This window comes from Streptomyces sp. NPDC001851 (genome assembly GCF_040297165.1).
GTDB lineage: Bacteria > Actinomycetota > Actinomycetes > Streptomycetales > Streptomycetaceae > Streptomyces.
In genome coordinates this window covers 559,463-577,686 of the sequence record NZ_JBEOYR010000001.1, presented here as the reverse complement: position 1 = coordinate 577,686, position 18,224 = coordinate 559,463, and the positions used below count along the sequence as shown (strand labels likewise).

General features: G+C 72.1%; 16 protein-coding genes and 1 riboswitch. Of the genes, 9 read left to right on the top strand and 7 right to left on the bottom strand.

The annotated features are described in order from the left end of the window. Nucleotides 1–13 precede the first annotated feature (13 nt). Together ABT171_RS02690 and ABT171_RS02685 are read left to right on the top strand one after the other, a co-directional pair. Nucleotides 14–1,627, top strand: a complete 1,614-nt coding sequence (locus ABT171_RS02690) for a succinic semialdehyde dehydrogenase (protein WP_351238973.1) — start codon at nucleotides 14–16, stop codon at nucleotides 1,625–1,627. Between the two features lie 74 nt (nucleotides 1,628–1,701). Continuing rightward, nucleotides 1,702–3,498 (top strand): GMC family oxidoreductase N-terminal domain-containing protein, encoded by a 1,797-nt coding sequence (locus ABT171_RS02685; RefSeq protein ID WP_351238971.1) that lies wholly within the window; start codon nucleotides 1,702–1,704, stop codon nucleotides 3,496–3,498. A 567-nt stretch (nucleotides 3,499–4,065) separates the two neighbouring features. On the opposite strand, the gene ABT171_RS02680 is transcribed toward ABT171_RS02685, so the two are convergent. Further along, nucleotides 4,066–4,455: a chorismate mutase gene (locus ABT171_RS02680; protein ID WP_351239125.1), complete on the bottom strand. Its 390-nt coding sequence runs from the start codon at nucleotides 4,453–4,455 to the stop codon at nucleotides 4,066–4,068. A 153-nt stretch (nucleotides 4,456–4,608) separates the two neighbouring features. On the opposite strand from ABT171_RS02680, the gene guaA reads away from it, so the two are divergent. Further along, nucleotides 4,609–6,189 carry a glutamine-hydrolyzing GMP synthase gene (guaA, locus tag ABT171_RS02675; protein WP_351238969.1) on the top strand — a complete coding sequence of 527 codons (1,581 nt, stop codon included), beginning with the start codon at nucleotides 4,609–4,611 and terminating at the stop codon, nucleotides 6,187–6,189. 12 nt (nucleotides 6,190–6,201) lie between these two features. Here guaA and ABT171_RS02670 read toward each other — a convergent pair whose 3' ends face one another. Continuing rightward, nucleotides 6,202–6,666, bottom strand: coding sequence for a pyridoxamine 5'-phosphate oxidase family protein (locus ABT171_RS02670; RefSeq protein WP_351238967.1), 465 nt, complete (start codon nucleotides 6,664–6,666; stop codon nucleotides 6,202–6,204). Between the two features lie 140 nt (nucleotides 6,667–6,806). Between ABT171_RS02670 and ABT171_RS02665 the strand changes: the two genes are divergently transcribed. The 3 genes from ABT171_RS02665 to ABT171_RS02655 all read left to right on the top strand — a co-directional run bounded on the left by ABT171_RS02665 (nucleotide 6,807) and on the right by ABT171_RS02655 (nucleotide 9,829). Beyond that, nucleotides 6,807–7,601, top strand: a complete 795-nt coding sequence (locus tag ABT171_RS02665; protein ID WP_351238965.1) for a class II aldolase/adducin family protein — start codon at nucleotides 6,807–6,809, stop codon at nucleotides 7,599–7,601. A 279-nt stretch (nucleotides 7,602–7,880) separates the two neighbouring features. Beyond that, entirely contained in the window at nucleotides 7,881–9,161 is a 1,281-nt protein-coding gene (locus ABT171_RS02660) for a hypothetical protein (RefSeq protein ID WP_351238963.1), read from the top strand. A 137-nt stretch (nucleotides 9,162–9,298) separates the two neighbouring features. Beyond that, nucleotides 9,299–9,829 (top strand): DoxX family membrane protein, encoded by a 531-nt coding sequence (locus tag ABT171_RS02655; RefSeq protein WP_351238961.1) that lies wholly within the window; start codon nucleotides 9,299–9,301, stop codon nucleotides 9,827–9,829. Between the two features lie 112 nt (nucleotides 9,830–9,941). Here the strand turns inward: ABT171_RS02655 and ABT171_RS02650 are convergent, their stop codons facing one another. Together ABT171_RS02650 and ABT171_RS02645 are read right to left on the bottom strand one after the other, a co-directional pair. Then, nucleotides 9,942–10,148, bottom strand: a complete 207-nt coding sequence (locus tag ABT171_RS02650) for a hypothetical protein (RefSeq protein WP_351238959.1) — start codon at nucleotides 10,146–10,148, stop codon at nucleotides 9,942–9,944. Next, nucleotides 10,135–11,580, bottom strand: a complete 1,446-nt coding sequence (locus tag ABT171_RS02645; protein WP_351238957.1) for a PspC domain-containing protein — start codon at nucleotides 11,578–11,580, stop codon at nucleotides 10,135–10,137. Before ABT171_RS02645 ends, ABT171_RS02650 begins: the two co-directional genes overlap by 14 nt. Before the next feature lie 175 nt (nucleotides 11,581–11,755). On the opposite strand from ABT171_RS02645, the gene ABT171_RS02640 reads away from it, so the two are divergent. After that, a complete protein-coding gene (locus ABT171_RS02640; RefSeq protein ID WP_503072922.1) occupies nucleotides 11,756–13,081 on the top strand; it encodes an ATP-binding protein in 1,326 nt (441 codons plus the stop codon). Continuing rightward, a complete protein-coding gene (locus tag ABT171_RS02635) occupies nucleotides 13,078–13,821 on the top strand; it encodes a LuxR C-terminal-related transcriptional regulator (RefSeq protein WP_351238953.1) in 744 nt (247 codons plus the stop codon). The genes ABT171_RS02640 and ABT171_RS02635 overlap by 4 nt, the downstream gene beginning before the upstream one ends. Nucleotides 13,822–13,838: 17 nt before the next feature. Here ABT171_RS02635 and ABT171_RS02630 read toward each other — a convergent pair whose 3' ends face one another. After that, a complete protein-coding gene (locus tag ABT171_RS02630) occupies nucleotides 13,839–14,903 on the bottom strand; it encodes a C40 family peptidase (RefSeq protein WP_351239123.1) in 1,065 nt (354 codons plus the stop codon). A gap of 442 nt (nucleotides 14,904–15,345) precedes the next feature. Between ABT171_RS02630 and ABT171_RS02625 the strand changes: the two genes are divergently transcribed. Further along, on the top strand, nucleotides 15,346–15,699 hold the full coding sequence (locus tag ABT171_RS02625; RefSeq protein WP_351238951.1) for a hypothetical protein: 354 nt from the start codon (nucleotides 15,346–15,348) through the stop codon (nucleotides 15,697–15,699). Here the strand turns inward: ABT171_RS02625 and ABT171_RS02620 are convergent. Next, on the bottom strand, nucleotides 15,677–16,639 hold the full coding sequence (locus ABT171_RS02620; RefSeq protein ID WP_351238949.1) for a tellurite resistance/C4-dicarboxylate transporter family protein: 963 nt from the start codon (nucleotides 16,637–16,639) through the stop codon (nucleotides 15,677–15,679). The two genes, ABT171_RS02625 and ABT171_RS02620, sit on opposite strands and share 23 nt — an antisense overlap. A gap of 104 nt (nucleotides 16,640–16,743) precedes the next feature. Further along, entirely contained in the window at nucleotides 16,744–17,925 is a 1,182-nt protein-coding gene (locus ABT171_RS02615; RefSeq protein WP_351238947.1) for a C40 family peptidase, read from the bottom strand. A gap of 7 nt (nucleotides 17,926–17,932) precedes the next feature. Next, a riboswitch (cyclic di-AMP (ydaO/yuaA leader) is annotated at nucleotides 17,933–18,089 on the bottom strand. Nucleotides 18,090–18,224: the final 135 nt, after the last annotated feature.

Sequence of the window (18,224 nt, the reverse complement as noted above, 5' to 3'; positions counted from 1 at the left end):
TACCCTGCGCGTCATGACGGACACGCAGGCCCCGGACAGCACCGGCACCAACCCCCTCGCGCCCGCACCCGAAGGCGCCCGCACCGCCGCCGACGTGGTCACCCCGGAACTGGTGGCCCAGCTCACCAAGGGTGTCGTCGGCTCCGGCCGTACCGCCAACCACACCCCGTTCACCGGCGAGAAGCTGGCCGACCTGCCCGAGTCCACCCCCGAGGACGTACAGAAGGCCTTCGAGGCGGCCCGCACCGCACAGGCCGGGTGGGAGAAGACCCCGGTACGGCAGCGGGCCGCCGTCCTGCTCCGCTTCCACGACCTGGTGCTCCAGCGGCAGGCCGAGGTGCTCGACCTCATCCAGCTGGAGACCGGCAAGGCCCGCCTGCACGCGCACGAGGAGGTGCAGGCCGTCGCGGTCGCGGCCCGCCACTACGGCCGCAAGGCTCCCGCCTACCTGCGGCCGAAGCGGCACACCGGCGCCGTGCCCACGCTCACGATGGTCACCGAACTCCGCCACCCGCGCGGGGTCGTGGGCCAGATCGCCCCGTGGAACTACCCCCTGGAACTGTCCGTCGGTGACGCGCTGCCGGCCTTCGTCGCGGGCAACGCGGTCGTGATGAAGCCGGACACGGAGACCTGCCTGACCGCCCTGTGGGCCCGCGACCTGCTCATCGAGGCCGGCCTGCCCGAGGGCGTCTTCCAGGTCGTCCTCGGCGACGGCCCGGTCGTCGGCCCCGAGGTCGTCAAGCACGCCGACTACGTCTCCTTCACCGGCTCCACCCGCACGGGGCGCGAGGTCGCGCAAGGCGCGGCGGCCCGTCTGGTCGGCGTCTCGCTCGAACTCGGCGGCAAGAACGCCATGCTGGTCCTGGACGACGCCGACATCGAGAAGGCCGCCGCCGGCGCCGTACGCGCCTGCTTCTCCTCCGCCGGACAGCTCTGCATCTCCATCGAGCGGCTGTACGTCCACGAGTCGGTCGCCGACGCCTTCCTGGAGCGCTTCGCCGCCCGCACCCGGGCCATGCGGCTCGGCAACTCCCTCGCCTACGGCGCCGACATGGGCTCCCTGGTCGGCGAGCGCCAGCTGAAGACCGTCGAGCGGCATGTGGAAGAGGCCGTCGCCAAGGGGGCGAAGGTCATCGCGGGCGGGGTCGCCCGCCCGGACATCGGCCCGTACTTCTTCGAGCCGACCATCCTCGACGGCGTGGAGAGCTCCATGTCCGTGTGCGAGGAGGAGACCTTCGGCCCGGTCGTCTCGGTCTACCGGTTCAAGAGCGACGACGAGGCGGTCGAGCGCGCCAACGCCACGCCGTACGGCCTCAACTCCTCGGTCTGGACGAGGAGCGCCGCGCGCGGCCGGGACGTCGCCGCCCGCCTGCGCACCGGCACGGTCAACGTCAACGAGGGCTACGCACCCGCCTACGGCAGCGTCCAGTCCCCGATGGGCGGCATGAAGGACTCCGGCCTCGGCCGCCGCCACGGCTCCGAGGGCATCCTCAAGTACACGGAGGCCCAGACGGTGGCCCAGCAGCGGCTGCTGCCGATGGCGCCGTCGCTGGGCATGACGGACGAGAAGTACGCGGCCTTCATGACTGCGAGTCTCCGGCTCATGAAGACCTTCCGGCTCAGGTGAGTCACCCAGGGGCGCGGGGAACTGCGCGATCAACCACAGACGGCCCGCACGCGAAACCCAACGAGGAGACCCCCGTGCCTCAGGACACCTACGACTACGACGTCATCGTGGTCGGATCGGGATTCGGCGGTTCGGTGTCCGCCCTGCGCCTCTCGGAAAAGGGCTACAAGGTCGGCGTACTGGAGGCGGGACGCCGCTTCACCCGCGACACCCTCCCCAGGAACTCCTGGGACCTGAAGAACTACCTCTGGGCGCCGAGGCTGGGCATGTTCGGCATCCAGCGCATCCATCTGCTGGGCAATGTGATGGTGCTGGCCGGCGCGGGTGTGGGCGGCGGCTCGCTCAACTACGCCAACACCCTCTACGTACCGCCGAAGGCGTTCTTCGACGACCCCCAGTGGCGGGACATCACCGACTGGCAGGAGGAGTTGACGCCGTACTACGACCAGGCCCAGCGCATGCTCGGCGTACGGCTCAACCCGACGATGACCCCCTCCGACGTGCATCTGAAGGCGGCGGCGCAGCGGATGGGCGTCGGTGACACCTTCCACCTCGCCCCGGTCGGCGTGTTCTTCGGCGACGGCAAGGACGCCGACGGCAAGGCGAAGGCCAGGCCCGGCGGGCAGGTGAACGACCCGTACTTCGGCGGCGCCGGCCCCGCCCGCAACGCCTGCACCGAGTGCGGCGAGTGCATGACCGGCTGCCGGCACGGTGCGAAGAACACCCTGAACGAGAACTACCTCTACCTCGCCGAGAAGGCGGGCGCGGTGGTCCACCCCCTGACGACGGTCGTGTCCGTCACGGACGACTCGCGCGGCGGGTACGCGGTGGCGACCCTGCCGACGGACCGGAAGAAGAAGGGTGAGGGCCGGCTCTTCACCGCCCGCAGGGTCGTCCTCGCGGCCGGCACCTACGGCACGCAGACGCTGCTGCACCGGATGAAGGCCGGCGGCCAGCTGCCGTACCTGTCCGAGCGGCTGGGCGACCTGACCCGGACCAACTCCGAGGCGCTGGTCGGCGCGCAGACCGACAGCCGCCGCTACCGCAGGGCGACCGGCCGGCCGAAGCCCGACTTCACGCGGGGCGTCGCCATCACCTCCTCGATCCACCCGGACGAGAACACCCACATCGAGCCGGTCCGCTACGGCAAGGGCTCCAACTCCATGGGCGGCCTGTCGATCCTCCAGGTGCCGTACGCCGAGGGCTCCTCCCGGGCACTGGCCTGGCTGACGAACGCGGCCAGGCACCCGCTGCTGCTCCTGCGCTCCCTCTCCAACCGGCGCTGGTCCGAGCGGACCATCATCGGCCTGGTGATGCAGTCGCTGGACAACTCCCTGACGACGTACCTGAAACCGGACGGAATAGGCAGGGGCCTGCTCACCGCCCGCCAGGGCCACGGCGCCCCCAACCCCAAGCAGATCAGGGCCGCCACGGAGGCCGCCACCGCGCTCGCCGCCGAGATCAACGGCTTCGCGGGCAGCAACGTCGGCGAGCTGATGGGCACCCCGCTCACCGCGCACTTCCTCGGCGGCTGCCCCATCGGCGACTCCCCGCAGACGGGTGTGATCGACCCGTACCACCGGCTCTACGGCCACCCAGGGATCTCGGTCGTGGACGGCGCCGCGGTCTCGGCGAACCTCGGCGTGAACCCGTCGCTGACGATCACCGCGCAGGCCGAGCGGGCGATGTCCTTCTGGCCGAACAAGGGCGAGGAGGACCCGCGGCCGGCACCGGGAGCGGTGTACGAGCGGCTGAAGCCGGTGGAACCGCAGGCCCCGGCGGTCCCGGCGGAGGCCTTCGGTGCGCTGCGCCTGCCGTTCCTGGGGATGCCGGCCGTACCACCGAAGAACCAGCCCGGCGGGCACGCCTAGCGGGCGCCCGGCTGAGTACAGCGAGAGAGACCTGCATCCCCCTCCGAAGGCAGGTCCCTCTCACTGTCCCCTGTTTTTTCGTTTCGGCAGGTTTGATCGGCGAAAGCCGTGAAGGGTTGCTTCGCGTCATCGAATATTCGTGTGGCGTGGGTCACGGGCATGCCGAAAGGCCCCGCGGGACGGAGAGGCCGCGGGGCCCTTCTTCGGTCAGCACCGACGTCAGGGCAGCGTCGGTGCCTGGGGGCGGCGCCGGGGGGAGGTGCGCCGCTGGTTCTGGGGTGGGTGTGCGGTCTTTCCGCCGGCCGGCCCCGGGCGTCCCCGGAGCCGGCCGTTCTCTTGGGTGACCGGGCTGCTGTCCCCTGCCGTCCGGTCACTTCCCTGGAGCGAGGTCCCACGGCGCACGGCACGACCCGTACGCCTCATCGCTCCAGCGAGCCACGCGTGGTTCTGTCGGGCCCGCCCCTGGCTGGCACGGACACCCCGTTCAACGAAGCGGTGCGGTGTCCGGTCACGCGCCGTACGGGTGAGACGGAGCTCGAACTCAGATACGGCGCTCCCGGCCGGCGCTCAGACCCGGCCCCGGCACAGCTCCAGCAGGGTCATGGCGAGCGGCGTGCCGGGCTTGCCGAGGGCCTCGCGGTAGCGGCCGAGGATCTCCATCTCGCGGGAGAGGTTCACCCGGCGTCCGCCGGAGGCGATCCGGGTCTCCTGGACGACGGCGGAGACGGCCATCCGCTCCTGGACGAGACCGATGATCCGGTCGTCGAGCGCGTCGATGCGCTCGCGGGCGTTCGCGATGGTCTCTTCCGCGGTGACGGTACTGGTCATGTCGGGGCTCCTCGATCGGAAGGAACGTCCCGGAGACGACACGACCCGGAAAAACGACAGGCGCCCCGGGCCTTGTCGGCCCGGGGCGCCTGGGAAGTGCTTGGCGTTGCGCTCAAGCAGCACGACCATGGCAGCCGGCGGGCCGGGTGCCATAGGTAAAGACGAAGGTCGTGTGCTGGAGCATGCGGTCAGTATGCCATGGCGAAGTCCAGGGGAAGCCTTCCCGCCCACACCGTTAGACTCGTTAGCACAGACCCCCGCCCGACCACCAGAAGGCACCCCGTGTCATCAGCGACCTCCACTGCCGCCACTCCGGACACCGTCCTGGTCGTCGACTTCGGCGCGCAGTACGCCCAGCTCATCGCCCGTCGCGTCCGCGAGGCGCGGGTCTACAGCGAGATCGTGCCGAGCACCATGCCGGTGAAGGAGATGCTCGCCAAGAACCCCGCGGCGATCATCCTCTCCGGCGGCCCCTCGTCCGTGTACGAGGCGGGCGCCCCCACGCTCGACCGCGAGATCTTCGAGGCCGGCGTCCCCGTCTTCGGCATGTGCTACGGCTTCCAGCTGATGGCCCAGGCCCTCGGCGGCACCGTCGACAACAGCGGCGCCCGCGAGTACGGCCGTACCGACCTGCACGTCTCGAAGAACTCCTCCACCCTGTTCGAGGGCACCCCGGACGAGCAGCACGTGTGGATGTCGCACGGTGACGCCTGCTCCGCCGCCCCCGAGGGCTTCTCGGTCACCGCGTCCACGGACGTCGTCCCGGTCGCCGCGTTCGAGAACGACGAGAAGAAGCTCTACGGCGTCCAGTACCACCCCGAGGTCATGCACTCCACGCACGGCCAGCAGGTGCTGGAGCACTTCCTGTACCGGGGCGCGGGCCTGAAGCCGGACTGGACGACCGGCAACGTGATCGAGGAGCAGGTCGCCGCGATCCGCGAGCAGGTCGGCGACAAGCGCGCGATCTGCGGTCTGTCCGGCGGCGTGGACTCCGCCGTCGCCGCCGCCCTCGTCGCCCGCGCCATCGGCGACCAGCTGACCTGCGTGTACGTCGACCACGGCCTGATGCGCAAGGGCGAGACCGAGCAGGTCGAGAAGGACTTCGTGGCCGCGACCGGCGTCAAGCTGGTCGTCGTGGACGCCGAGGAGCGCTTCCTGACCGCGCTCAAGGGCGTCACCGACCCCGAGGAGAAGCGCAAGATCATCGGCCGTGAGTTCATCCGCGTCTTCGAGCAGGCGCAGGCGGACATCATCGCCGACGAGGGCCCGGCCGTGGAGTTCCTGGTGCAGGGCACCCTGTACCCGGACGTGGTCGAGTCCGGCGGCGGCACCGGCACCGCGAACATCAAGTCGCACCACAACGTCGGCGGCCTGCCCGAGGACCTCGAGTTCCAGCTGATCGAGCCGCTGCGCAAGCTGTTCAAGGACGAGGTCCGCATGGTCGGCCAGGAGCTCGGCCTGCCGGACGAGATCGTCCAGCGCCAGCCGTTCCCGGGCCCCGGCCTCGGCATCCGCATCGTCGGCGAGGTCACCAAGGAGCGCCTGGACCTGCTCCGCGATGCCGACGCGATCGCCCGCGAGGAGCTGACCGCGGCCGGCCTGGACCGCGACATCTGGCAGTGCCCGGTGGTCCTCCTCGCCGACGTCCGCAGCGTGGGCGTCCAGGGCGACGGCCGCACCTACGGCCACCCGATCGTGCTGCGCCCCGTGTCCTCCGAGGACGCCATGACCGCCGACTGGTCCCGGCTGCCCTACGACGTCCTGGCCCGCATCTCGACCCGGATCACCAACGAGGTCCGGGACGTCAACCGCGTCGTCCTCGACGTGACCTCGAAGCCGCCGGGCACCATCGAGTGGGAGTGACCCCCATGGCCCCTACGTGCGCGTGAGCGTGCGCAGGGGCTCACCGGGCTGCCAGACCTGGACGACCAGATACCGGTCGCCCTCGACCCAGGTCCGCACGACCTCCGTCAGCTCGGTACGGAAGAGGTGGAACGGCTCCGGCGGTTCCACCTCTTTCGCGTACCCGGACTTCCGCTCGCCCTCGACCTCGTAGGCCCGCCCGGCGATCCGTACGTCCCCGCCGCCCATCCCCGTGCCCTCGCCCGGGTTCGCCTGGAGCGCGAAACGCGGGTCGCGCCGCAGGTCGAGTGCTTTCCGCGAGCCCGCCATCATGCCGAGCCACAGCTCGCCGCCGCGGAATTCGGCCTCCAGGCCGGACGTGCGCGGCGAGCCGTCCCTGCGGAGGGTGGCGAGGACGTGATGGCGGAAGGCGCCGAACCGCTCCTCGACGATCGCTGCCAGTCCGGGTTCTGCGGTGGTGAAGGATGCCCAGTTCATGCGCGCAAGTCTCACCGGAATACCGGACAACCTCTGTCGTGAATCCGTCGCGTACGTCATCTTTACAAAACAGCTCTGCCCTTTTGCGCTGACCGGCGGTAACTTCCGGCGCGTACCGCAATCCGCCCGCTGGAGGACCTATGCACGGGCCCACCCCGCCCCTGCCGCTGCCCACCGACCAGCTGCAGTTCGCCATGCCGCCGATGCACGAGTCGGTGGAGGACGAGCGCCGGCACCGCAAGGAGCGGCTCGCGGGAGCCCTGCGGATCTTCGGGCGGGCCGGGTTCGAGGACGGGGTCTCCGGGCACATCACCGCCCGCGACCCCGAGTTCTCCGACTGCTTCTGGGTCAACCCGTTCGGGATGCCGTTCACGCACGTCACCGTCAGCGATCTGGTCCTCGCCAACCAGGACGGGCAGGTCGTCGAGGGCCGCTACCACGTCAACCAGGCCGCGTTCACCGTGCACGCCCAGGTCCACGCCGCCCGCCCGGACGTCGTCGCCGTCGCCCACTGCCACTCCGTGCACGGCCGCGCCCTGGCCGCGCTCGGTGAGCTGATCGACCCCATCACCCAGGAGAGCTGCGCCTTCTACGAGGACGTCGCGCTCTACGACTCCTACACCGGCGTCACCGTCGACACCGAGGAAGGCCGCCGGATCGCCGGTGCCCTCGGCTCCCGCAAGGCGCTCGTGCTGCGCAACCACGGACTGCTCACCGTCGGCGACTCGGTGGATGCCGCGGCCTGGTGGTTCATGTCCATGGAGCGGTCCTGCCAGGTGCAGCTGATGGCCAAGGCGGCCGGCCGCCCGGTCCTCATCGACCACAGACTGGCCGTCGCCACCCGCGAACAGCTCGGCGGCGACCTGGTGGCCTGGATCAACTACCAGCCGCTGTGGCAGGACATCAGCCGCACCGAACCGGACCTGCTCAGCTGAACCCCCTGAGCACCGCCCGTCAGGGTCCGGACGGCTGCCGGGTGCGGCCGCGCGCGCCGGGACCTGGGGGTCCCGCTGGATGCTCTCGGCCAGCGGTTCTCGCAGCCGGGTCAACACAGCGACCCGTACTTCACCCGCCGTGACCCGCCTCGACGGCCCCGGGCGGCCTGCCGTAGGGCACAATTCGCTTTCGACGCAAGGCAGTTGCGCGGCAGCGAGCTCTTCCGACGAGGGACCGCCGGCCGTGCCGGAAGGTCGTGGGGAAGGCGGGCGCCGGGCGTGGCGGTGCAGGAGGCGAGACAGGGCACGGATGCCGGGGCGATCCATGAGGGCGGCTGCGCCTGCGGGGACTGCCCGCACGGCGCCCGGGAGGGGCACCGGCGGGCCGTCGCCGCGTTCCTGCGCCTGCGGGACGAGTACGCGGCCGGGCACGGCCTGCCGACGGCCGTGGCGCACTCCGCCTCGGCAACCCGCCAGTGGGTCTCCGAGGAACTGACCCAGCGGGCGGACGCCGTCGCGGAACGCGGCCGGGCCGAGGGCGAGGCCCGGCTCGCCCGGCTGTGGGTGCGGACGGTGTGCGCGGTGTGGGGCGCGGTCCTCGCCCTGCTGCTCGGCGAGGCGCTCACCGCGGTCGGCGCGGGCTGGACCGGCGCCCGCACCGCGGCCCTGGCCGCCGCGCTGGTCGTCGCCATCACGCTCAGCGCCGCCTCCTGGCTGCACCGGGCGCGTGGCGGGGCGCTGGCCCCGGTGATCGGCGAGGACAACCGCATGTCCACCTCCCGTACCGTCGCCGCCTGTTGGGTGCTGTTCGTCGGCTACGCCGTCCTGCTGCTGGCCGCCCGGCTGGCCGCCGCCTCCGACCACGTCCAGCGCGACGCGCTGATCTCCGGCCTCGACCTGGCGCGCGGCGCCGGCGTGGTGACCGTCCTGGCCGTGGTGTGCGGCATCGCCGTCCTGGTCCGTCGGGTGGTGGCGGTGCGCGTTCTCGCGCAGCGGCTGCAGAAGGTACCGGCGCACCGGCCGCGCGCCGCCGATCTGCTCACCGACGACTCCGGCCGGGGCGCCTTCGCCGACATCCAGTACGTCGCCATCAGCGCCGTCGCCCTGCTGTTCGCCGCCGTACGGCTGGCCCGCCGCCCCGACCAGCTGCCCGACCTGCCCTGGGGGCTGGGCGTGGTGGTGCTGGTCTCGGCCGCGACCTACCTGGCCGGCAAGTACGCCGAGGGCGGCCGCCCGGTCGTCCTGTCCGTGGTCCGGGCCCGTGAGCCCGGCGACCTGGACGGGCCGATCCGCACCGGCGACGACATCGAGATCCGCGGTGCCGGCTTCGTGCCGCCCGGCGCACGCACCGCCGACCGGCTCTCCCGCATAGTGGTCCGCATCGGCGCCGTCGATGTGCACGTGCCGCTGGTCCCCGTCGCCGGCGGCTTCCGCAACCCCACGGACAGCGTCCTGACCGTGCCCGTACCGGCCGATGTCGAGCCCGGGGCGGTGGAGGTGCAGGTGGTGACCGCGGCCGGGGTCGCGACCAACCGCTGCATCGTCCAGGTGACCGATTGACCGGCCTGACCGGGTGACCAACGCACACCACCACCTCGAAGTCCGGAAAAAGACCCGAGTCGCGGTTGAACCGCTTCCCCTTTCCATGCGTATGGTCGGTGAGGGGCTCAACGGCGGGCGAGAGGCGGCTGGCGACGATGACCCACAGCATCCGGACGGACCCGCACACCTCCGGCCTGAACGGCCGCCGCAGCTGGCGGGACACCGCCACCCACTACTCACTTCTGCCCCTCCGGATCTTCCTCGGCGTCACCTTCGTCTACGCCGGCCTGAACAAGCTCACCGACAGCGCCTTCATGAAGTCCGGCGGCTCCGGGTCCATCGGCGACACCATGCGCGGGGCCCGCGACTCCGCCGCCGTCCCGGCCCTGGTCGACCTGGCCCTGAAGGCCCCGGTGGGCTTCGGCTGCGCCATCGCCCTCGGTGAACTGGCCGTCGGCATCGGCACCCTGCTCGGTCTGCTCGGCCGGCTCGCCGCGCTCGGCGGCGCGCTGATCTCGCTCAGCCTGTGGCTCACGGTGAGCTGGGCGACGAGTCCCTACTACTACGGCAACGACCTCGCCTACCTGATGGCCTGGCTCCCGCTGGTCCTCGCCGGCGCCCCCTACCTCTCCCTCGACGCGGCCTGGCGAGCCCGTCGCCGCCGGCGGCTGGGCGGCTACCGCTAGCCCGGCAGCACCCCGCGCGGGGTCCTGTCCGATCTCGTGGGGCCCCGTCCGGTGTGCGGCCACCACCGGGATGCGCGACGGACGGCGCATCCCGGCACGTCCAGCGGCGCGCTCAGCTCTCGGCGCCGCCCCGTCTGCGTATGCCCCGGGCCACGGTCGCCGTGGCGCCGGCCAGACAGAGGCCGCCCACGGTCAGAGGGACGACCGCGAACCACGGTGTCTCCCACAGGCCGCCCGCGTCTCCCGCGAAGACCGCGCCCGTGGCGGTGAGGAAGAGACCGGCGACCAGCCTCCCGGGCTGGAACTCATGACGCAGCACGACTGACCTCCACCCGTCCCACACCGACCCCGAGCGTGAGGTCCAGCGTGCCCGTGTCCTTGGCGCCCTTGGCCGGAGCCAGCGTCACGTCTGCGTGCCTGCCAGGTTGCACGTCCACGTCCTTCCCGCTGTCCTCGGGCGACCGGATGTCGCCCACTCCCACGTCGATCGTCATCCGCACGGTCGCGTCCGCCGGAACGATCACCTTCAGCTGCCCCGCACCCACATGGGCGTCCGTCGTGACCGTCCGGCCCTTGGCCAGATGCACCCGGCTCAGGTCCAGCGTGCCGCGCCCGGTGCCGAGGTCGTAGTCCGGCCGGACCTGTGCCGTTGCGGCGGGCTTCCAGGAGACGTCCCTCCAGTGGGTGGTGATGTCCTTGGGCAGAGCCGCCGCCCCGGCGAGCAGCGCCGCCGTGACGATCGCCAGGAACACCGTCCCGGCTCCCGTGCGGCCCAGGAACGAGCTGACCGCGACGCCGAGGCCGAAGACCCCCAGCGCGCACGCCAAGCCGGTCTGCAGGCTGGTGCCGAGCGGATGGGTGTCCCACGTCAGCCCGGTGCCGAGACCTCCCGCCACCAGAGCCAGCAGGAACACCCAGCCGCCGATCCAGCGCGGCCCGCGCGGTCTCGGGGGCGCGGCCGGCCGCGGCTGTGCGGAGCCGTGGTGGGCCCAGGGGAGGGCGACGCCGACGTCGACCACCGAGGTGAGGTCCCGGTGGCGGGCGTCGCCGGGCCCCCACAGATAGCCGGTGCCGCCGACGTGCGTGCCGTCCTTGACGATCGGGTCCCGCCACCAGGACGGATAGGTGGTGACGACCGGCGGGGCCTGTGCCTCCGGCGGGGCGTCGGCGGCGGCCTGCGCGGCCAGCGGGTCGGGGCCGGCCGCGCCACGGCGCCGCGACCAGTACCCGGCGCCCGCCAGCAGCAGGGAGAGCACCACGGCGAAGGTCAGCACCCCGCCGTTTCTCAGCATGGTCAGGAAGGTCCCGCAGCCGACCAGGGCGAACAGCACGGCGGCGAGCGCCTGGCCGTCGACCCGGCCCGTCAGCAGCTTGCGGACCTCGTTCTCCTCCTCGTCCCCGTACGGCACGAGGAGCCAGGCGAAGCCGTAGAAGATCAGGCCGATGCCTCCGGTCGCGGACAGCACGGCCAGCGTGATCCGGAAGATGACCGGGTCCATGTCGGTCTGCCGGCCGAGGCCCGCGCACACGCCCGCGATCATCTTGTGCCGGCGGTCCCGCCGGAACCGCTCGGGCGCTCCGGCGGCCGGCTGCTCCGGCTGCTGTGCGTCGGCGTGGGTGTCTGTGCCGGCGCCGGCCGCTCCCGTCCTGTCCGTCGCGGCGGGCGCGGCATCCGTCGGCCCGGTGCCCGGGACCGGGCGCGGGCCGGGGCCGGGTCCCGGACCCGTCGCGGCGTGCTCGTGATCCGTCATGCGTCCATGGTGACGGCCCGGCCGCCGCCGCGGCAGTCGGGACGACCCTGGGCGAACCCTGAAATCGGCCCTGAGGCCAGGTGGGGAACCGTTCGAACGTCGCGGGAGAGCCCCCGCCCGGTGCTCCCCGACCCGACGCCGCCGAAGATCAGGGGCGTCTCGGGGGCCGACCCTGATGCCCGGTCCCGCCGGCCGTGTGACCATCGTTGGCATGCCGGAAGCCGCAAGCCTGCCAGTCGACGACCCGCGGCCGCCGCGCAAGCTCTACCGCAGCAGCGACGGACGCTGGCTCGGCGGAGTGGCGCGGGGCCTCGCCGGGCACCTCGGGCTGCCCGTGATCTGGGTGCGGCTCGCCTTCGTCGGCCTGTTCATGGCCCACGGATTCGGCGCGCTGCTGTATGCGGCGTTCTGGTTCTGGGTGCCGCTCGGCGTCGGCGGCGTGGTGGAGCAGAAGCAGTCGCTCCTCGGCACTGAGACTGCGCCGGACGGCCGCCGCAGACTCGTGGCGCGCAAGCCGGACAAGGGCCAGATCGTCGCGCTGCTCCTCATGGTCGTCGTGTCCGTGGTCTTCGTCAGCAGCGTCGACCTGGGCGATGGCGCCAAGGTGTATCTGGTGCCGGCCGTCCTCGTCGCGGCCGGTGTCGCCCTCGTCTGGCGCCAGGCGGACAACGCCCGCAGGGCCCGCTGGGTCGAGGTCGGCCGCCGGCGCCGTACCCTCACCCTGCTGCGCGCGGCCGGCGGTGTGCTGCTCGTCACGGCCGGTGTCTCCGCCATCTTCGTCCTGCAGGGCTCGGCCGCCCACCTCGGCGCGGTCCTCCAGGCGGCCCTCGTCGTCCTCGTCGGCATCACGCTCCTCGCCGGCCCGTACCTGGTCCGTATGACCCAGGACCTGTCCGAGGAGCGCCTGATGCGCATCCGCGCCCAGGAGCGCGCGGAGGTCGCCGCCCATGTCCACGACTCCGTGCTGCACACCCTCACCCTGATCCAGCGCAACGCCGACAACGCGAACGAGGTGCGCCGCCTCGCCCGCGCCCAGGAGCGCGACCTGCGCACCTGGCTGTACAAGCCGGAGGGCACCGGCAAGGACGAGGCCGACGAGCCGGACACGGTCGCCGAGGCGGTCCGGCGCAACGCCGCCGAGGTGGAGGACAAGCACGGGGTGCCCATCGAGGTCGTCATCGTCGGCGACTGCCCGCTGGACGAGAGAACCGGCGCGCAGATGCAGGCCGCGCGCGAGGCGATGGTGAACGCCGCCAAGTACGGTGGCGAGGGCGGCGCCGTGCAGGTCTATGCCGAGGTCGAGGGAAGGACGGTCTTCGTGTCCGTGCGCGACCGCGGCCCGGGCTTCGACCCCGACTCGATACCCGCCGACCGCATGGGCGTTAGAGAATCGATCATCGGCCGCATGGAGCGCTACGGCGGCACGGCCCGGCTGCGGTCGGTGCCGGGCGGCGGCACGGAGGTCGAGCTGGAGATGGAGAGGGCGGAGAAGACGTCATGAGCGACGCGACCGAGGCGAACGGCACGGCGGGAGCCCCCGAGGCGACCGGGTCCGGGGCCGCCGACGGCGGCGCGGGCGGACGGCATGTACGGGTGGTGCTCGTGGACGACCACCGTATGTTCCGCGCCGGTGTCCAGGCCGAGATCGGGCAGACCGCCGAGACCGGCGTCGAGGTGGTCGGCGAGGCCGCGGACGTCGACCAGGCGGTCACGGTCATCACCGCGACCCGGCCCGAGGTGGTCCTCCTCGACGTCCACCTGCCGGGCGGCGGCGGTGTCGAAGTGCTGCGCCGGTGCGCGGCGCTGACGGCGGACACCGAGCGGCCGGTCCGGTTCCTCGCGCTGTCCGTGTCGGACGCGGCCGAGGACGTGATCGGCGTGATCCGCGGCGGTGCCCGCGGTTATGTCACCAAGACCATCACCGGTACCGACCTGGTCGACTCCATCTTCCGCGTCCAGGAGGGCGACGCGGTCTTCTCCCCGCGGCTGGCCGGGTTCGTCCTCGACGCCTTCGCCTCCACCGACGCCCCGCCCGTGGACGAGGACCTGGACCGGCTCACCCAGCGCGAGCGCGAGGTGCTGCGGCTGATCGCCCGCGGCTACGCCTACAAGGAGATCGCCAAGCAGCTGTTCATCTCGGTGAAGACGGTCGAGTCCCATGTCTCGGCGGTGCTGCGCAAGCTGCAGCTGTCCAACCGCCATGAACTGACCCGCTGGGCGACGGCCCGCCGGCTTGTCTGACCCTTACGGCGCCGCCCCTAGACCACCCGTGTCGCTCCCGCGAACGGCATCAGGTCGACCGGGGCCAGCCGGACCGGGGCCGAGGGGTTCGGCGCGTGGATCATCTGTCCGTTGCCCACGTAGATGCCGACGTGGCTGATGCCGGAGTAGAAGAACACCAGGTCACCCGGCTGGAGTTCGGAGCGGGACACGCGCCGGCCCGCGTTGATCTGGGTGTAGGTGGTGCGGGGCAGGGAGATGCCGGCGGAGCGGTAGGCGGCCTGGGCCAGGCCTGAGCAGTCGAAGGCGTTCGGGCCCGACGCGCCCCACACATAGGGGCTGCCCAGCTTGGCGTAGGCGTAGGAGACGGCCGCCGCGGCGCGCGCGTTCGGCGCCGTGGCCGGCCCCGCCTGCTCCAGCGCTCCACGGGTGTCGGAGGCCGAGCGGGAGGCACGTCCCGGCGCGACGCCGTCACCGGTGGCCTCACTGCGCTGCCGGGGAGTGAGCTGCTCCAGCAGCCGCCGGGCCTCGTCCAGCTTGCCGGTGATGGTCCTCTTCTGCTGCTTCAGCCGCGCCTGCCGTGACCGCAGCGACGTCAGCTCGACGCGCGCGGCGCCGCGCAACTGCTCGATCTCCCGCAGCTGTTCGCGCACCCGTGACAGGGCGGTGGCCTGCCGGTCGCCGACCCGCTCGGCGAACGCGGCGTTGTCCAGGTACCGGTCGGGATCGCCGGACAGGGCCAGCTGCCAGGCCGGGGCGAACCCGCCGTCGCGGTACTGCGCCGCCGCGAACGAACCGAGCTGCTCCCGGGCGGCGTTGAGTCCCTCCTGCTTGCGGGCGGTCTCGTCCCGCAGCGCGTTCAGGCGCTGCTGCGCCGTGTCCGCTTCCACCTTCGCGCCGTTGTACTTCTCGGTGGCGGCCTCGGCCTCCTGGTAGAGCTTGTCCACCTTGGCCTTCACCTGGGCCGGTGTCAGCTGCGGCTCGGCGTGGCCGGTCCCGTCGAACCCCGCGGCGGTGGCCGCGCCCGCCAGGGCGAGTGTGGCGGCCGTCCGGGCGGTAGGGCCGCCGATCGAGCGTTGCCGGGGCTTGCGGTGCGCTGCCACCTGGGCCGTCACGTCCTTCCGTACGACTCGTACGACCGAGTGGTCCGGCCGGGCGGCCCGACCGAGTGGTCCGTACGACGTCCGGCGGCGGCCCGCACAGGGGGAGCGGACCACCGCCGGACCTTCTCGGCGGTGGTGGCCGACGGCCGCCCCTGGCCCGGGCGGCGGTGGGAAGCCGGTCACCTGGGGGAGGACGCTAGGCCCGACGGTGACAGGCGGGTAACGCGGTGTACGGAACTGGCCTCGACGGACCGAGATGTGACCGTATGTGACCAGGCCGTCGGTGATGAGTCGTCGCCTTCACGCAGCGTGGTGACCGAAGCACGGAAAACGGTACGGATGGGAGCCCTGGGCTGCTATGGGGCGCATATATCCACATCCGCGGCGGTGTCCGGCGGCCCGCTGACAGAGCGTGGGGGAGTGCTGGCTAGGCTCCGGACCCATGGACGTACTCATCCATCTCTTCGTCGGCCTGCACATCATCGGCATCGCCGCGCTGCTCGGCGGCTTCCTCACCCAGATGAAGGCGATGGGCCGGGGCACCGCCCGATTCGTGCCCGGGATGCTGCACGGCGCGCTGACCATGCTGGTCACCGGTGTGGCCCTGGTCGGCCTCAACCAGGCCGACGACCACCACATCAACACCATCAAGATCGGTGTGAAGCTGGCGCTGCTGATCGTGATCCTCGGGCTGGTCTATGTGAAGCGCGACGAGGAGACGGTGGACAGGACCCAGTTCGGGCTGGTGGGTGCGCTGACCGCGGTGAATGTCTTCATCGCCGTGCTGTGGACCTGAACGCGCGCACCGCACCGGTGGCCACCGCGAGCCACACCGCCACCGCCACCCACAGCAGCACCCGTCCCGGCCAACTGAGCCACGGGACACCGAGGACGCTCGCGGCGGTCAGCGTCGCCGCCGCCGTCATCCCCATCGGGAACACCGTCGCCCACCGCCGCACGTCATAGCCGCGCCGGGGCCGCACCGCCTCAGCGGCCAGCAGCACGAGACACCAGGCCAGGTTCAGGACGAGCAGCGCGACCGTCACGGTGCGCAGCACCCCGCGGTCGTCCTCGTCCCACAGATACAGGCCTGCGTCCCCGGCGACGAGCAGCTTCGCCCCCGCCAGCGCCGAGATCGCGAGCGCCCCGCCGGCGATCCAGTGATCGCCGGCCCCCTCCAGCACCTGCCGTACGTCGAAGCGGGCCAGCGCGAGGCCATAGAGCACCAGCCCCAGCCAGAACACCACCAGTGCGGCGTGCGCGAGCCACGCCGTGCGCTGGGCCGCGGCCAGCGTCGCGGCCAGTACGGCGACCCCCTGGGTGGCCACACAGCACAGGAACACCGCTCCCGGCATGCGCTGCCCCCAGTGCCGGACGACCAGGACCAGCAGGACCGGCCACAGCAGCGCCGCGAGCGCCAGCAGCGCCCCGGCCACGGTCTGCCGGCCCAGCTCCGCGACCCGGGTGCCGAGCACGGTGGTCGCGGCGACGGCGCTGAGCGCGCCGGGACTCTCCGCCTCGGCCACCCAGCGCTGCCGCTCGCAGAGCAGCCGCAGGACGAAGTCGGCGGCCAGCGCCACCCAGGCGACGCCGGTCATCGCGAGCGTCACCCAGGAGAGCGCCTCGGCGCCGGTCAGGTGCAGCCCCACCGACAGGATGCCGGTCGCCATCACGGCGGCCCCGGCCGCGGGGGGCCGCTCCGCCCACCACGTACGCAGACCTGGGATGCCGGGCATGCGCCCGATGCTAGGGAGCCGCACGGCCCCGCCGGGGAAGGGCACGCGCGCGTGGAGGGCGAAAACGCCGCTACGCGCGCGTGCGGCGAAGAAAGCCGGCCCGGTCAGCCCGGCCGGACCACGCTGTGGATGATCGACTCTCCGCCGTAGAAGATCGACTCCTCGCGGACGTAGGCGCCCGGCTTCGGGGCGTGGATCATCATGCCGTTGCCCAGGTAGACGCCGACGTGGCTGATGTCGTCGTAGAAGAAGACCAGGTCGCCCGGCCGCGCGTTGGCCAGCGACACCGTGGTGCCCGCATCGACCTGGTCGTAGGTGGTGCGCGGGAGGGCGACGCCGGCCGCTCTCCAGGCGGCCTGGGTGAGGCCCGAGCAGTCGTAGGAGTCCGGCCCGGTGGCGCCCCACACATACGGCTTGCCGAGCTGCGCACGGGCGAAGGCGATCGCCTTCTCGGCCTTCGTGCCGTAGGAACCGGATGGCGTGGAGCCGGCCGAGCCGGAGCCCGTCGAACCGGATCCGGACGACGAGGACGACGAGGACGATGAGGACGACGACGAGGACGAGGCGGAATGCTCCCGGTCTGCCTGCTGCTTCGCGAGCTCGGCCGCCTTGCGTGCCGCCTCCTGCTGCTTCTCCCGTTCGATGGCGGCCAGCCGCGCCTTCTCCTGGGCCGTCAGCTGCGACAGCAGCTCGCGCGCGGAGGCGAGTTTGCTCTGGACGGTGGCCTTGGCGGCCTGCAGGTCGTGCTGCGAGTCGGTCAGCGTCTGAAGGCTCTCCGCGGCCTCCCGCCGTTTCTTCATGGTCGCGGCCTGCTCGCCGATGTAGTCGTCGACCGTGCTCTTCTCCCGCGAGGTCAGCCGGTTCATCAGCTGGCTCTGGTCGAAGTAGTCCTGCGGGCTGTCCGCGAGCAGGAAGGTGGCCGTGCCGGGAGTGGCGGCGCCGCTGCGGTACTGGGCCGCGGCGAAGGAGCCCAGCTCCTCGCGCGCCTTGTTGAGGCGTTCGGTGCGCCGGGCGAGATCGTCGCGCAGGGCGTCGACACGGCCCTGCTGCTTTCCTGTCCGCTCCTTGGCCGCGTTGTACTTCTCGGTCGCCGACTCCGCCTGGCGGTAGAGGTCGTCGACCTTCCTCTCGACCTCCTCCAGGCTCGGCTTGGCGCGATCGGTCGGGGCGGCCTCCGCGGTCTGCGAGAGCACAGCCATGGAGGTGAGGGCGGCGGTGGCGAGGGCGGGGGTGCGCAGGCCCGTCCCGATGGTTCCGCCGGGGCGCGTCTTGCGGTGCGACGCCAAGGGAGGCGACTCCTTCCAGTGGGCCGCCTACCGGGTTAGCTGTCGGGTTCGGGCGGCGGCTCGGAAGGGTTGCCCTACGGCCTCGTCCCGGGTGGGAGTCGGCCGATTCACCCCGGGATCGGTGGGTCCCCGGCTCCGGTCGCCGGAAGCGGCGCGCCGGACTCGGCGGAGGCCGCGCACGCGGCCTGACGGCAACCTAGCCAACTCGTGTGACTAGTGTGAAGGTTGGTGCGTGATATGTCCGATACATTTTCGTGATCCGACCTCCGGATCACGTTTACGCCATCGGGCGATTCCGC

Coding starts and splice junctions, on each gene's coding strand:
- ABT171_RS02635 (WP_351238953.1), top strand. CDS start 13,078: ATGAGCGACGCGACCGAGGCGAACGGCACGGCGGGAGCCCCCGAGGCG.
- ABT171_RS02645 (WP_351238957.1), bottom strand. CDS start 11,580: ATGACGGATCACGAGCACGCCGCGACGGGTCCGGGACCCGGCCCCGGC.
- ABT171_RS02620 (WP_351238949.1), bottom strand. CDS start 16,639: ATGCCCGGCATCCCAGGTCTGCGTACGTGGTGGGCGGAGCGGCCCCCC.
- ABT171_RS02655 (WP_351238961.1), top strand. CDS start 9,299: ATGACCCACAGCATCCGGACGGACCCGCACACCTCCGGCCTGAACGGC.
- ABT171_RS02665 (WP_351238965.1), top strand. CDS start 6,807: ATGCACGGGCCCACCCCGCCCCTGCCGCTGCCCACCGACCAGCTGCAG.
- ABT171_RS02680 (WP_351239125.1), bottom strand. CDS start 4,455: ATGGTCGTGCTGCTTGAGCGCAACGCCAAGCACTTCCCAGGCGCCCCG.
- ABT171_RS02690 (WP_351238973.1), top strand. CDS start 14: ATGACGGACACGCAGGCCCCGGACAGCACCGGCACCAACCCCCTCGCG.
- ABT171_RS02625 (WP_351238951.1), top strand. CDS start 15,346: ATGGACGTACTCATCCATCTCTTCGTCGGCCTGCACATCATCGGCATC.
- ABT171_RS02670 (WP_351238967.1), bottom strand. CDS start 6,666: ATGAACTGGGCATCCTTCACCACCGCAGAACCCGGACTGGCAGCGATC.
- ABT171_RS02640 (WP_503072922.1), top strand. CDS start 11,756: ATGCCCGGTCCCGCCGGCCGTGTGACCATCGTTGGCATGCCGGAAGCC.